This window comes from Thioalkalivibrio sp. ALE23 (assembly GCF_000378545.1).
GTDB lineage: Bacteria > Pseudomonadota > Gammaproteobacteria > Ectothiorhodospirales > Ectothiorhodospiraceae > Thioalkalivibrio.
Window position 1 is genome coordinate 1 of sequence record NZ_KB900045.1, and the last position, 12,674, is coordinate 12,674.

General features: G+C 61.2%; 13 protein-coding genes. 9 read left to right on the forward strand and 4 right to left on the reverse strand.

All coding sequences use genetic code 11. From position 1 onward, the window contains the following. The 3 genes from F573_RS0113040 to F573_RS0113045 form a co-directional block, all read right to left on the reverse strand. Positions 1-1,090, reverse strand: a 1,090-nt coding sequence (locus F573_RS0113040; protein ID WP_019022953.1) for a DNA gyrase subunit A, incomplete at its 3' end; no start/stop codon positions are given. A 47-nt stretch (positions 1,091-1,137) separates the two neighbouring features. Next, positions 1,138-1,611, reverse strand: coding sequence for a hypothetical protein (locus tag F573_RS14955; protein ID WP_196801805.1), 474 nt, complete (start codon positions 1,609-1,611; stop codon positions 1,138-1,140). 2 nt (positions 1,612-1,613) lie between these two features. Further along, positions 1,614-3,782: a type IIA DNA topoisomerase subunit B gene (locus F573_RS0113045; protein ID WP_231384426.1), complete on the reverse strand. Its 2,169-nt coding sequence runs from the start codon at positions 3,780-3,782 to the stop codon at positions 1,614-1,616. On the opposite strand from F573_RS0113045, the gene F573_RS0113050 reads away from it, so the two are divergent. The 3 genes from F573_RS0113050 to F573_RS14375 all read left to right on the forward strand — a co-directional run bounded on the left by F573_RS0113050 (position 3,760) and on the right by F573_RS14375 (position 5,562). Then, positions 3,760-4,062 carry a hypothetical protein gene (locus tag F573_RS0113050; protein WP_019022955.1) on the forward strand — a complete coding sequence of 101 codons (303 nt, stop codon included), beginning with the start codon at positions 3,760-3,762 and terminating at the stop codon, positions 4,060-4,062. The two genes, F573_RS0113045 and F573_RS0113050, sit on opposite strands and share 23 nt — an antisense overlap. A gap of 243 nt (positions 4,063-4,305) precedes the next feature. After that, positions 4,306-4,464 carry a hypothetical protein gene (locus tag F573_RS15110; RefSeq protein WP_019022956.1) on the forward strand — a complete coding sequence of 53 codons (159 nt, stop codon included), beginning with the start codon at positions 4,306-4,308 and terminating at the stop codon, positions 4,462-4,464. Between the two features lie 450 nt (positions 4,465-4,914). Then, positions 4,915-5,562: a restriction endonuclease gene (locus F573_RS14375; RefSeq protein ID WP_019022958.1), complete on the forward strand. Its 648-nt coding sequence runs from the start codon at positions 4,915-4,917 to the stop codon at positions 5,560-5,562. On the opposite strand, the gene F573_RS0113070 is transcribed toward F573_RS14375, so the two are convergent. Then, on the reverse strand, positions 5,559-6,281 hold the full coding sequence (locus F573_RS0113070) for an AcaB family transcriptional regulator (protein WP_019022959.1): 723 nt from the start codon (positions 6,279-6,281) through the stop codon (positions 5,559-5,561). The two genes, F573_RS14375 and F573_RS0113070, sit on opposite strands and share 4 nt — an antisense overlap. 548 nt (positions 6,282-6,829) lie before the next feature. On the opposite strand from F573_RS0113070, the gene F573_RS0113080 reads away from it, so the two are divergent. The 6 genes from F573_RS0113080 (at position 6,830) to F573_RS0113105 (ending at position 12,216) form a co-directional block, all read left to right on the forward strand. Continuing rightward, complete coding sequence (locus tag F573_RS0113080) at positions 6,830-7,021, forward strand: hypothetical protein (RefSeq protein ID WP_019022961.1); 192 nt, start codon at positions 6,830-6,832, stop codon at positions 7,019-7,021. 128 nt (positions 7,022-7,149) lie between these two features. Further along, complete coding sequence (locus F573_RS0113085; RefSeq protein WP_019022962.1) at positions 7,150-7,353, forward strand: hypothetical protein; 204 nt, start codon at positions 7,150-7,152, stop codon at positions 7,351-7,353. A 126-nt stretch (positions 7,354-7,479) separates the two neighbouring features. Then, positions 7,480-8,481, forward strand: a complete 1,002-nt coding sequence (locus tag F573_RS0113090) for a hypothetical protein (protein ID WP_019022963.1) — start codon at positions 7,480-7,482, stop codon at positions 8,479-8,481. Between the two features lie 4 nt (positions 8,482-8,485). Then, positions 8,486-9,088 carry a hypothetical protein gene (locus F573_RS0113095; RefSeq protein ID WP_019022964.1) on the forward strand — a complete coding sequence of 201 codons (603 nt, stop codon included), beginning with the start codon at positions 8,486-8,488 and terminating at the stop codon, positions 9,086-9,088. Between the two features lie 22 nt (positions 9,089-9,110). Then, positions 9,111-11,558 carry a hybrid sensor histidine kinase/response regulator gene (locus tag F573_RS0113100; RefSeq protein ID WP_019022965.1) on the forward strand — a complete coding sequence of 816 codons (2,448 nt, stop codon included), beginning with the start codon at positions 9,111-9,113 and terminating at the stop codon, positions 11,556-11,558. Further along, complete coding sequence (locus tag F573_RS0113105) at positions 11,548-12,216, forward strand: LuxR C-terminal-related transcriptional regulator (protein ID WP_019022966.1); 669 nt, start codon at positions 11,548-11,550, stop codon at positions 12,214-12,216. The genes F573_RS0113100 and F573_RS0113105 overlap by 11 nt, the downstream gene beginning before the upstream one ends. Positions 12,217-12,674: the final 458 nt, after the last annotated feature.

The following is a 12,674-nucleotide window of genomic DNA, read 5'->3' on the forward strand; positions in this document are numbered from 1 at the left end:
GAGCGCGGAAGTGCTCGAAGACATCGCGAATACCCAGCTGCATCGGCCGCTGGCCGTCGAGGGCCATCACGTTGTAGGAAACCGAGACCTCGAGGTGGGTCATGGCAACCAGCTGGATCGCGATCAGATCCGGCTCGTGTCCAGCCTTCGTGTCCAGCACGATGCGGATACCCTTTTTCGAGGATTCGTCGCGCATATCCGCAACGCCCTCGATCTCCTTCTCCTTCACCAGATTGGCGATCTGCTCAACCAGCTTCGACTTGCTCGTGGCATACGGGATCTCGGTAATGACGAGGCGTTTCGCACCCCGGGACCGTTCTTCGGTGTGCCAGCGCGAGCGCAGCTTGACCTGACCCCGGCCGGTTTCCAGCGCCTGGATGTAGCCGTCGAGGCCATGGACGATACCCCCGGTGGGGAAATCCGGGCCGGGCATGTGTTCCACGATCTCGCGGGTGCTGATTTCCGGGTTGTCCAGCCACGCAAGAAAGGCGTTCGCGGTTTCGGCCAGGTTGTGCGGCGGAATGGAGGTGGCGAGACCGACCGCGATCCCTTCCGTCCCGTTGACCCAGAGGTTCGGGTAGGAGACCGGCAGGACCTCCGGCTCGCGTTCAGAACCGTCGAAGTTGTCGCGGAAGTCCACGGTGTTCTTGCCAATGTCGGCAAACATCTTCGCGCCCATCTTCGACAGGCGCATCTCGGTGTAACGCATCGCGGCCGCGTTGTCGCCGTCGATAGAGCCGAAATTGCCCTGGCCGTCGATCAGTGGATGTCGCATGGCCCACGGCTGCGCCATGCGGACGGCCGCACCGTAGGCGGCCGAGTCCCCGTGGGGGTGGTACTTACCGATCACCTCGCCGACGACGCGGGCCGACTTCTTGTGAGCGGATCCCGGCATGATGTTCAGTTCGTTCATCGCGTACAGGATCCGGCGATGAACCGGTTTCAGCCCGTCCCGGGCATCGGGCAGGGCGCGGTCGGTGATGACCGACAGCGAATAGTCGAGGAAGGCGTCCTGCATGATCTCCCGGGCCGGGAGATGGATCGCCTCATTGGGCTCACTCGGTTCGGTGGTTGTGGTTTCGTCCGTCATAGATCGGCTCCTTCCTGTTCAGATTTGGGGGTAGCGGGCAAGCCCGCTCAGTCGCAGCCACGTCCCACGCGGCCGCTGTTATTGGAATCGGTAAACCGTCGCCAGTGCCGCCAGCCCTGGGGGCAATGGAACCCCCATTCCCGAACCTTCGGACCGGTCAGGAACAGGCTGACCACGGGGGCGTCCACCGCCTCCAGTCGATGGGGTGCGCTCGGCCGACGAAAGGCACGACGCCCCGGTGTCATCAGGCGTGTGCCGTGCGGCATGTGCTCACGATAAGTGCCTGAAAGAATCCAGCTAACCGAGAGCCAAGGGTGATCGTGCAACGCCCTGTCGTCGTCGCTCTTCTGGACACAGTGCAGATAGATGTTGCACAGCCGGTTGCGAGGGATGACGTACCAGCGAAGCAGGTAGTCATCCCCGATCACGAAGTCCGGCGGTCGGCGCTCCATGTACCGGCGAGCCCAGCGTTCCAGGCGCCGGGTGAGCCAGCCGGGGCGTTGTTCGGTCGAGCGCGCCACGATCAGACGTCCAGACGGGCATGTTCCGCCCGCGCCTCGATGAATGCCCGGCGTGGCGGCACTTCCGATCCCATCAGCATTTCGAAAATGGGGTCGTCGGCTTCACGTCCGCCCTCCGGGTCATATTCGACGCGCCCGATGCGCCGGGTCTCCGGATCCATCGCGGCCTCCCACAGCTGGTCGGGGTTCATTTCGCCCAGACCCTTGAACCGCTGGACCGACCACGCATCCGGCTTGTCCTGCTGCGCCAGGAATTCCTCCAGCGCCTGATCATCCTTCAGGTAATGGGAGGTCTTACCCTTGCGCACGCGGTACAGCGGTGGCAGCGCGACATAGACGTGGCCGTTCTCGATCAGATCCGGCGCGTAGACGTGGAAGAACGTCAGCACCAGGGTCGCGATGTGGTTTCCGTCCGAGTCCGCATCCGCAAGGATGATGATCTTGTGGTAGCGCAGCTTGTCGATGTCAAAATCGGACTTGGGGCCGCAACCCAGCGCCAGCACCAGGTTCTTCACCTCATCGGACTTGATGATCCGTGCCGGATCGGCCCGATAGGTGTTCAGGATCTTGCCCTTGAGCGGCAGGATCGCCTGAAACTCCCGGTCGCGGCCCTGCTTGGCGGAACCGCCCGCAGAATCACCCTCCACGATGAACAGTTCGGATTTCGACGGGTCCTGCTCCTGGCAGTCCGCCAGCTTGCCGGGCAGGGCGGTGGCACTGATCGCGCTTTTGCGATTGACCACCAGATCCCGGGCCTTGTCCGCCGCTTCACGAGCCTTCTGCGCGAGTTTCGCCCGTTCCACGATGGCTTTGGCAACCTGCGGGTTTTCCTCGAACTGGCGGTCGATCATGTCGCGCACGGCACGGGAGACGACCCCTTCGATCGGCGGATTCTTCAGCTTCTCCTTCGTCTGGCCGGCGAACGTCGGATTGCCGAGACGAACCGCCACCGCGCCTACGAGCCCCGCCTGCACATCGTCGCTGGAGAGCGACTGATTGCCCCGCAGCAGATTGTTGTTCTGCGCATACTGGTTCACGGCTCGGGTGACCGATTTGCGCAGGCCGGTGATGTGGGTGCCTTCCGAAGTCGGGATGATGTTGGCGAACCCGGTCAGCACGCCGGATTTGTCGTGCCAGCGCAGTGCCACGGAAACTTCGATGTCGCCTTCCCCTTCGACCGTTTCCTGGTTCTGCGTGGTCAGGGTGTCGGTCAGGGCCTCCCCGCTTTTGCCCGCCAGGTCGTCCAGGATTTCGGCGAAAGCATCGAAGCAGTATTCGACCGTGCGTTCCGGCTCTTCGTCCGTGGCTTCAGCGTGCAGGGACAGACGCAGCCCCGGCGCCAGGTAGGCGGTCTGCTTCAGTCGGTCGGCCACCACGTCGAATTCGATGGAGGCATCCTCATCGAAATACCGCATGTCCGGCCAGAAACGGATCGTTGATCCCGTGTCCCGCTTCTTGTACTCCTGAATATCCGGAGCTTCAGGCTCCCCACCGTGCAGGAAACGCTGGTGGTAACGCTTGCCATCGCGGCGAATGTCCATCGTGAACTCCCGCGACAGCGCATTCGTCACCGCGGAACCAACGCCGTGAAGGCCACCCGAGAACTTGTAGGCCTCGTTATCGAACTTTCCGCCCGCATGGAGCGTGGTAACGAGCAGGGCGGCGGCGTGCATCCCCTTCTCCGGATGCATATCGATGGGGATGCCACGGCCATTGTCCGCGACCGAGAACGATCCGTCGGCGTGGAACGTGGTGGTGATGTGGTCACCGTGCCCGCCGATCGCCTCGTCCACGGCGTTGTCGATGATCTCGTAGAGGATGTGGCGGAGGCCGCCCGAGTCGGTCCCGCCGATATACATGCCGGGGCGCTTACGAACCGGCTCCAGCCCTTCAAGTACCTGGATCGAGCTGGCGTCGTACACCGTGTCAGCTACGTCTGCCATATTCATTCCTTTGTCGTCGGTTGTGCGTATGGAATGGCGAAGCGGCCGAAGCCGCAACCGAAATTTTCCCAGTTCCGCCCGGGATGATACGACATCAACGCACCGACGCAATTTCTTCAGCAGAGAAATTTCGCGTGCGAAAAATCGCGTAGAGGGGGGCGGTGCGGTAGAAAGGAAGTCGCCATCCAACGAAGGAGAAAGCGAAATGGCGAAAGAGCCGACGACCATCGAAGTGGAACGCGAAGACCTGCGCATGATGGAACGCGCCCTGGCAAGGTACGCGCAGGAATGGCAGTTCACGATGGAAAACGAAAGCCTCTACCGAACCGAAGAACACGTCCGCGAAATGCGGCGCTTCGTCCGCGACATCGAGGATCTGAGAAAACGTCTGGACCGCGCCCTCAAGCCGCGTGAACGGCGCTGGTTCGGGTTGCGCCCGAAGCGGGAGAATCGCCGACTTCGCGAGCGCGGCACTGAAAATCGAGCCGTCGATATCGCGGCGGATTGACGATAACGGGGTGGGCGATCTATGGTTGAGGTAACCCTTCCCGGGGTGACAGGGATGCGGCATGGACCGCCCACTCCGCCTCGCACCACCGCGAGGCAGGCCGAAAAGGCCTCTCCTCTGCAGCCCATTGGCTGCCTCCGAACGCAGGGCCAGTGCGCCCTCATTCACGCAAATGACCAGTCACGAATCGCCGGGTGCGTGTGCGTGCGCGGCGGGAATGGACCCATGCAGGAGAGGTGCAAGATGGACAAGGATGCACGAAAGATTCAGTGGCCCGAGCCCTGGCTTCCGCCGATCAATCTGCTGAACGCGCCGCGTCAGCCCGGAATGGAGGCGAACTATCGGGATCGACACACCACGGCCATTGAGGCGGCGCGCGCCCGCGGGCGTCGGTCTCAGTAGCCAGACCAGGCACAAACCCTCCTCGGGTATATGAGGCGAGTTTGGGGTCTCGTTAAAAACTTTCCCGGTGCCAAAGACTCTTGCGCGAGTCTTTCGTGTCGGGGAGTGGGCGAAAGCCCATAACGCTCGACTCTTGTTGAGTCGGGGATGTTTGATTTCTTTCTAAGGAGAAAGAGAATGGGGAAGACGTTGTCGAGGCTCGAGAGAGTTCTCGAGAAACTCTCTGAAATGCTGTTGTCCGCGGCAGAGAAAGCCGCGGAAGATTCGAAACCGGGGCCGCAATCCGATTGGATTGCGAAATCGGGCGGCGCTTCTGGAAGCGGCGCCCGGGGGCGTTATTACGCCCCGCCGGAAACCGACAACGACTAGCGCACACGCCGGGCCCTTCGGGGTCCGGCTTTTTTATTTCAAAGAAATTGCGAACCCAATCATTTTTGCCATGATGGAAGCATGGCACGCAATCACGAAAAACTCTTTCGCGGCATCAACCGATTTCTGGACTGGCTGGGGGGTATTGCGGACCGGCTGGTGGATTACGGTGACCCGCCTTCCGGGGACACCCCGCAAGACACCCCCGAGCATCGGGAAGATCGGAGTGATCGCGTCACGACTTCGGGGGAGCGATTCGCTGCCGGGCGTCGAGAAGGTGAACGCTGGCGGATCCCGCAGTCGCGCAAGGTCCTGGACCGGATCACCGAGATCGCGGACGAAGGACAGTGGGGACGCGCTCTGGCGTACCTGCGCAAAGTGGATCCGCTGGTGTTCGAGGAGATCCTGCTGACGGCCTTTGAGCGGCAGGGTTACCGCATCGAGCGCAACGAGCGGTACTCCGGGGACGGAGGCATCGACGGCCGTGTGATGATCGGCGGGCGCTTCTGGCTGATCCAGGCGAAGCGGTATGCCAACGCCATCCGGCCGGAGCACGTTCAGGAGTTTGCGGACGTGTGTCGGCGACAGGAGCGAAACGGGCTGTTCATCCATACCGGACGAACGGGCCCGAATTCGCAGCGGCTATTCGAGAGCGCCCCGGATCTTCACCTGCTGTCCGGGCGGAAACTGATCGATTTTCTCGTGGACCGGGACGGCCCCGGGGTTTAGACGACCAGCGGGCCGGTCCACGCCTCGCCGACAGGCAGGTCCAGAATCTCCTGGGGAAGCTCTCCCATGACCTCTCTCGCGTCGTTGGCCGCGAGGTTTCCTTCCTCGCGTACATCCGCCCGGGTAACACGGCAGTCTCGGTAGGACGCGAACGTTGCCATCACCCGGCGACCGATTCGCGAAATCGTCCGGCGCTCCTGGGCGAAGGTATCCCACGACATCATCTGCTGATCCCGCAGAAACAGGCAGGCGGACGCGTACAGATCGATGTCATCGATCAACGAGGCACTGGCGACTGCGGTGGGCGTGCGGACCTTCACCTCGTATTCCTTCACGTCCACCGGCATCGGGAAGGTCTGGATGTCGAACCCGAGTTCCTGAAGTTGCTCCCGCATGTAGTTGAAGCTCGTCTCCAGGGAGTTTCGGGCGCGTTCCAGTTCCTTTCGGAAAAGCTGCAGATACCAGGCGGCCCAGGGATCATCCGCGAGCGCCTGATCCCAGACCGGGCGAGCCATGGACTCGTGCATGAACAGGCCGATGATGGGCGGTCGTTGATTACCGTCATCATCGATGTAGGGCGGACGCCCCTCGACCAGTGAGCGCCCGATTCGGGTATGGATGGGGAGGGTGAAGTGTTCCCCCCAACGGCGATCGTCGGGGAGGCGGTGGTCCGTCTTTTCTTCCTTGAGGGTTTCGGTTACTGCGTTGGCGTCCGTCATGGTCGCACCTCCGGTAAAAAAGGGCCGGCAGGCCCGTCGTTGGAAATGCCTCCTACGGTAAACGATCTCGCGACGAATGAGGAAGCCCTGAAGGACGTGCTGACGGCAAAGAGAACCGATCCGGATCGGCTGAAGGAAGAGTTGCAAGAGGGGAAGGAATTGCGATAGGGTCGGAGGTGACATCCTGCCACCGGGTATATGGGGACAGTTCGGGGTTCTGTGCAAAAACCTTCAAGCAGGCCATAGTTTCTCGCGCGAAATTATCGCCTGTTTTCACCCACCGGGTACTCTGTGCCCGGTGCATGGAGTGCCCGTCTTTGCGGAGGACACTCCATGAAGTTCACGACTTCTATCCGTCGTGTGCCGGACAAGATCCGGCGCATGACGGTAAAGGAATTCCGGAGCCGGTATGGCGAGAATGCTCGCCTCCGGCTCCGGAAGTACGCCCAGGCCAGCTCTATCGAGCTGGTCTGGGAATAAACAACCCCCGCGGGGCATCACTTCCCCGCGTGGGGAGGTGGTGCCTCTTTTTTATAAGGAGCACCACCATGGAAAATCGCATCATCGAAGAACTCCGCACCGACGCCGAGCTCCGCGAAACCTTCGCGGAGCAGGATCCGAAAGTCTGGGCCCATCAGGCCGACATGCTCGGCCTGGTGGACCTTGAGGAGTTCATCGCCTCCGAAGAGGCGATGACCCAGCAAATTCGTCAGCTTCTCCTGAATCACGGGGAGATCTGACGAGGGTGAGGGCGCGCTTGCGCCCTCTCCTTGGAGGGAATGGCTATCCGTTTCCTCCACGGAGGGGGCGCAGGCAAACCCAAAGCCTGTCCCTCCCGATCAATCTTTTACGGAACGGGAGAGACATCATGCGGATTCACGGCGAACTGTTGGAGTCTTCGGAAGTGCGTGCGACCTTCGTTTCGGTCTCGCCCGAACGCTGGCTGCACGCCGCGGAAGTGACCGGCCTGGTCGACAGCACGGAGAAACTGGACGAGCAAGGTGTCCAGGAGATCGAGCGTCAGATATGGCGCCGTGTGAGCCAGGCGCTGCGCAACCACGGAGATTGCTGATACGACCGCAGGGCGGCCCGAACATCGGGTCGCCCTTTTTTGTGCCTGAAATCCGGCGCGCGAAAAAATTGCGAGATCGATCCGATTGCGTATCGTGGGTCCCATCAGGCATTCAGGAGGAAGAGATTGGGAACGGACAAATACGACCATGATTTCATGCGCCGAATCCGCCAGGACATCCAGGCGGCGGCGCGCGCGGCCAGGGTCGCCGCGAGCGACAAGAACTACCAGCATGCCTATCACAGCGAACTGCGCCGCGAGCCCTTGCGGGCGGACATGGTCGCGGTGAGCGCCAAGGGCATGGTGATCACACCCGCCTGGATCTTCCAGGATCAGGGGCGATTCATCCCCATGTGGCACCCGAGCGAGAACAACCTGTTCATCGGGGAAGATGGGCTGATCGAATATCTGCTGGTCGTCCAGATCCCGGAGAGCGAACCACACGTCTTCGAGGCGGAATCGATCCCGAACACGCTGTTCTACAAGCCGGTGAAGGACGAAGACGGACTGGCTGTGGAGGCGATCATGGCCCAGCACAACCGTCTCCCGCAGTCCGAAGAGAACCCGGATCCGAACGGTCAGGCGATCGATCAGACCCGCATGAACCTCGAGGGCTGGTTCGCCGAGCAGAGCGTCGGAATGCTGCTGGCGCTGGCGGACACGGGGTGGGGGCGCCGCGGCCTGCTCCCGGAAGTGCGCCAGAGCATGGAGGCCTACTGCGAACGCGAGGGCTACGACATCACACCCTGGCGGCGTCAGGCGGCCCTCGGTGAGCCCGTGCGCATCAACCCCGAACCGGAAAAGATTCTCGGTTGGTTGCACCGCAATCGCCCGGGGGTCTACGTCGCGATCGTGATGATGGGGTTCATCAAGGATATCCATCCGGTGTCGCTGGCCTACCGCATGGACCCCCATCTGCGTGAAGCCCTGCGGATGTACGATCCGGAATACGACTTCGAGGGCGATACCGACAAGGCCAAGGAGTATCTGGGGAATCTGGCGCGCGAAGTGCTGGATTGGCTGCCGGAGGAAAGCCTGCGGCCGATGACCGACGGACCGGTGCCGCTGCACCGTTGCGACGAAGCCTACGACGGGCAGAACGTCACCCGTCTTTTTGGGAAGGAGTGAGGGCATGAAAAGTTTCAAAGACAAGACGAATGAAGAGGTATGGGAAGACATCCTGTACGTGGACCCTCAAGAACGGGAGTCTGCCAGAAAGAGCCGCTGGATTGCGGGCCTGGGCGCTCTGGCGGCTTCAGTCGCGGCCGCTGCCATTGCTTCTTGGGTGGAATTCCAGGGGGGATGGGGCATCCTGATGGCCGTCGGACTGGCGGCGGCTGTCCTGACCGCATGGATGGTATATGCGGCCATTGAGTCGGATTACATGAAGTTTAATCCGGCAAAGGATCGATTCGAGGAAATCCAGGATCAGGTCGAAGAATCCATCTTCGAGATCGCACGAACATACGAAACAAGAGGGGACGACCACGACCTGGAAATTCGGCATTTTAGTTTCCGGGTGAGCCCGCCCGACGATCCCGAATCCAACGGGGTGATCACCACCGAAGCCTGCATCCGCACCTCGAGCGATCAGGACCGATACATCCGGTTCGAAGCGGAGTTGATGGCGCCTGAAAGGGGTGAAGAGGCGGGGTCGACGCGCTATCGACTCATCAATCGGCGCCGCATGGACGAAGAATACGAGCCGGTAACCGATCTCACCCTGGAAGGGTGATCCGGACGGGGGGAGGGGGCCGATGATCAATCTCCGATGGACTTTCGTGATCGTTCTGCTGGCAGTAATGGCGGCCAATGTCTGGGCTGTCCATGTCGCCATCGATTCCATGGCGCAGGACCGGGCGCACATGGCGGCCAATCAGGCCGCCAATGCGATCCGGGGGGCCGATCCGGCCGACCCGGAATCCATTCGGGATCAACTGGAAGGGGTTGCCGCACCATCGGATGCGTACATACGTGTCCGTTCCGTGGATGGCGGCACCATTGCGGCTCCGGGCCACGATGAAAAGCCCGATGCGGTCCGGCAGACGGCGACAGGAACCGCGATCGTGGAGCCGGAAGAGATGGGCGGAGAGGCGACGCCGGACGATTCATCGGTGATCGTGGAAGTCGAACTCGCGGATCGGATGATCGTTACGCAGATTGTCGCGCTGACCTGGATGATGCCGGTGCTGGCGATTCTGGCGTTTCTGGCCTTTGCGATGACCGAAAGGACCCACCGAACCATGGTGGAAGAGGCCACCGGCGCCCTGGACCTGCTGCGCATGGGGAAGGAGGCCGAATCCGATAGCAAAGATCGCGCCCCTTGGTGGCAAATACTGAAGGGGCCGAGCAAAAGCTACGACTCCAGCATGCGTGAGCTGCTGGAAAAAACGATGGATAGCTACCGCTACAACAAGTCCGTCCAGGAAAAAGAGCGCGAAATCCGGAGCCAGAGGAAAGTGCTCGAAGAACAGAAAGTCGAGCACACCTATCGCGTACACGATCTGAAAAGCCGTATCGGAATCGTACACGGGATGGCGAACCATGCCCTGCAGTACCTGCTTCCGGGTCAGCAACGGGGTAAGTCTGGCGATCCGAGGATCAACAAGACACTGCGGCAGATCCGGGAGGCCGCCAGGCAGATCCGGGGCATGGTGGAGGAGGATCTGCGCAACGATCTGTCCGCTGAGTCGCCCGTGGAATGGGTGGAGGAAGTGGTTCGAACCCACCAGATCGCGGCCAGATCCCGGGGAATCGTATTGCGGCTGCGTGTGGATGCCGAGGTCCCTGGGAGGATGCCAGGAATCAACGAGCATGCAATCCGTTCGGGTGTCCAGAACCTCCTGGTCAACGCGGTCCGGCATTCGCCGGACGAGGGGCGCATCGACATCGAATTCGCCCGAGACCCCGAAGACCCGAGGTATTGGGCCATCGACGTGATGGATGAAGGTCCTGGAGTCCCGGAAGGGATGGAAGAGCGGATATTCGAGCAGGGTTACACGACGGCTTCACCCGCGGAAACGGGGCATGGGGTTGGCCTGAGTGGGGCCCTGTCGCGCATGCGCGAAGTGAGCGGGGATCTGCAGGTGGTACGGAATCGGCGCCCCAAGGGTGGCGCCTGGTTCCGTATGCGCTGGCCGATCCAAAAAACTGGGGAGACGCGGATCGATCAGGAAGTGCAGCAAGACGTCGGCATCGTTTGCGCCGAAGGGGATTACGCGGAAAAGGCCCGCCGAATGGTGGCGCACGTCGAACGATTGGATGGTGTTCGCGGGCAGGTCCGGCCACAGGTAGAGGCGGATCCATCGATTGCGCTATGGATCGCTGATGCGCAGCTCGCTACCGAGGCGAGCGGTCGTGAGACGGACGTGCTATGGATCAAAAGTGAGCTGGATGGGATTGGCGACACGGAGTTGGTTCGGTGGCCGTTGCTGCAGGAAATCCGGAATGGGATGTCCGGTGTGCTCCGGGACGAAGGCTACGAACCTGGGGATGGGGATATAGTGGACGACCAGCCGGTGTTGCTGTTGGTGGATGACACCCGTGAAAATCTGTCGATGCTCAGGGATCTCGTTCAGCGCCACCTGCGAGCAGAAGACGGGATACGCATCTGGACCGCCGGTTCGGCGGAACAGGCGCAGCAACGGATCGAAGAGAGCGGAGGGGAAATCAACGCCGCGATCATCGATTATCAGATGCCGGGTGAATCCGGGGTAGACCTGATACGCTGGATCATGAGGGAAAGTGGGCACGACATCGCATGCGCGCTGATTACGGCGCATTCGGGCATGGATATCTGGCACGAGGCCGTGGTCGCTGGCGCGCGGAAGACATTCCCGAGGCCGCCGGCGCCGGAAGAACTGCGGAAATTCCTGGTGGAAAATCTTGGTCTGAAGCGCGAAGACCCACAGGATGAAGCGGGAAGGTATTTGCTCGACCCCCAGCCCGCGGATTCCGAAGAAGCTCGACGTCAGGTTGAGATCCGAAAAAGGATCGTGGAGCGTTTGTCGGAAGCCATCACCGCGATCGATGCTCGAGACGAAGCGGGGATGGACCGGGCCCTGCATACGGTGGGCGGAATGATTGATATGCACACCGGAGAAGGCAGCGAAATGATCGAAGAGGCCGAGAAATTGGTGCGCGAAGAAGACTACGAGCAGGCAAGTATCCGGGTACAGCGGGTAAAGGAGACGTATGAGCGGTAGTCGTCCGGTGAAGGTGTACGTCATCGAGGATGAAGAGTTGCTCCTCGAGAGCATCACGGGAGCACTGCAGTCAGGATTATCGGAATGGTTCGGCGAAGAAGGCTGCGTAGTGGAAGGCTATAAGCGCCTGGCGGATTATTATTGCGACCATCCAGTGCCGGATGATGGAGAAGTAAGGATCGTGGTTCTTGACCTGTTCCTGGACGGAAATGAGAACGGGTTTGCGGCGCTCCGGGATCCTGTGTTTCGGGGGTTGGCCGACTACATCATCGGCGTATCGAGGATGTCCGAAAAACCCCAGCTGCGTTATATGCTTAAAAAGGAGCTCCTGGATGCATTCATCGCGAAAAAGAGCGGGACGGTCAGTGAGATCGTGAAAGCGGTCGTGACATTGGGCAATGGCGGCGACTACCGCAACGAAGTGATGGTCGAGGCGCTGGAATCCGAAGAAGAGGACCCGGTGGCGAGGTTGTCGGAAAAACAGATCGAAATCCTGGTGGGTCTCGATCACGGAAAAACAGTGAAGCAGATTGCCATAGACATGGGGATAGGGGACAAGGCGGTCTATCGACACCGTGACCGGGCGTATGAGCGGATCGGTACGACACGCTGGTCGGAAATACGGCGGCTGCTCACCATCCATGGGTATATCGCTTGAGCGCATGAGGGGGTAGAAAATTCTACACAGCGGAGGGGTAGGCAACGCGCCAGGGCGCCAGTAGGCTAGTCACCGTACTCGACGGATCGGGCCACGGACGGACACCACGGAGGGTGTAGACCGGGAGGAGCTCGGCGGCACATCAGGAGGATGTGCGGACCAGGATGGTCGATGGCGTCCATGGATGACGCCGCCACGGAGTGGCAGTCGGACGGAGCCGACGATGGATATAGACCATCAGGATGATGTGTCGCCCCGCGCCACGGAGGCATGCCCATACGGATAGGGGATAGGGGCCGAGGTCAGGGCACACTGGACCTCATGCGGGCATCGAGATGGATCAAGATGCCATGGAGCCCGACGGACCGGGACCGCCGCCACGTATGGCTGCGAGGGTACGGATGCTCGATGTAGATGCGCTGGGAGCGCGGAAGCCAGTCCACCATTACGGTGGGCTG

Excerpts from the sequence above, each read along its gene's own strand:
- F573_RS0113045 (WP_231384426.1), bottom strand. The coding sequence starts at position 3,782 with ATGGTCGTCGGCTCTTTCGCCATTTCGCTTTCTCCTTCGTTGGATGGC.
- F573_RS0113105 (WP_019022966.1), top strand. The coding sequence starts at position 11,548 with ATGAGCGGTAGTCGTCCGGTGAAGGTGTACGTCATCGAGGATGAAGAG.
- F573_RS15110 (WP_019022956.1), top strand. The coding sequence starts at position 4,306 with ATGGACAAGGATGCACGAAAGATTCAGTGGCCCGAGCCCTGGCTTCCG.
- F573_RS0113080 (WP_019022961.1), top strand. The coding sequence starts at position 6,830 with ATGGAAAATCGCATCATCGAAGAACTCCGCACCGACGCCGAGCTCCGC.
- F573_RS0113100 (WP_019022965.1), top strand. The coding sequence starts at position 9,111 with ATGATCAATCTCCGATGGACTTTCGTGATCGTTCTGCTGGCAGTAATG.
- F573_RS0113050 (WP_019022955.1), top strand. The coding sequence starts at position 3,760 with ATGGCGAAAGAGCCGACGACCATCGAAGTGGAACGCGAAGACCTGCGC.
- F573_RS14375 (WP_019022958.1), top strand. The coding sequence starts at position 4,915 with ATGGCACGCAATCACGAAAAACTCTTTCGCGGCATCAACCGATTTCTG.
- F573_RS0113070 (WP_019022959.1), bottom strand. The coding sequence starts at position 6,281 with ATGACGGACGCCAACGCAGTAACCGAAACCCTCAAGGAAGAAAAGACG.
- F573_RS0113095 (WP_019022964.1), top strand. The coding sequence starts at position 8,486 with ATGAAAAGTTTCAAAGACAAGACGAATGAAGAGGTATGGGAAGACATC.
- F573_RS0113085 (WP_019022962.1), top strand. The coding sequence starts at position 7,150 with ATGCGGATTCACGGCGAACTGTTGGAGTCTTCGGAAGTGCGTGCGACC.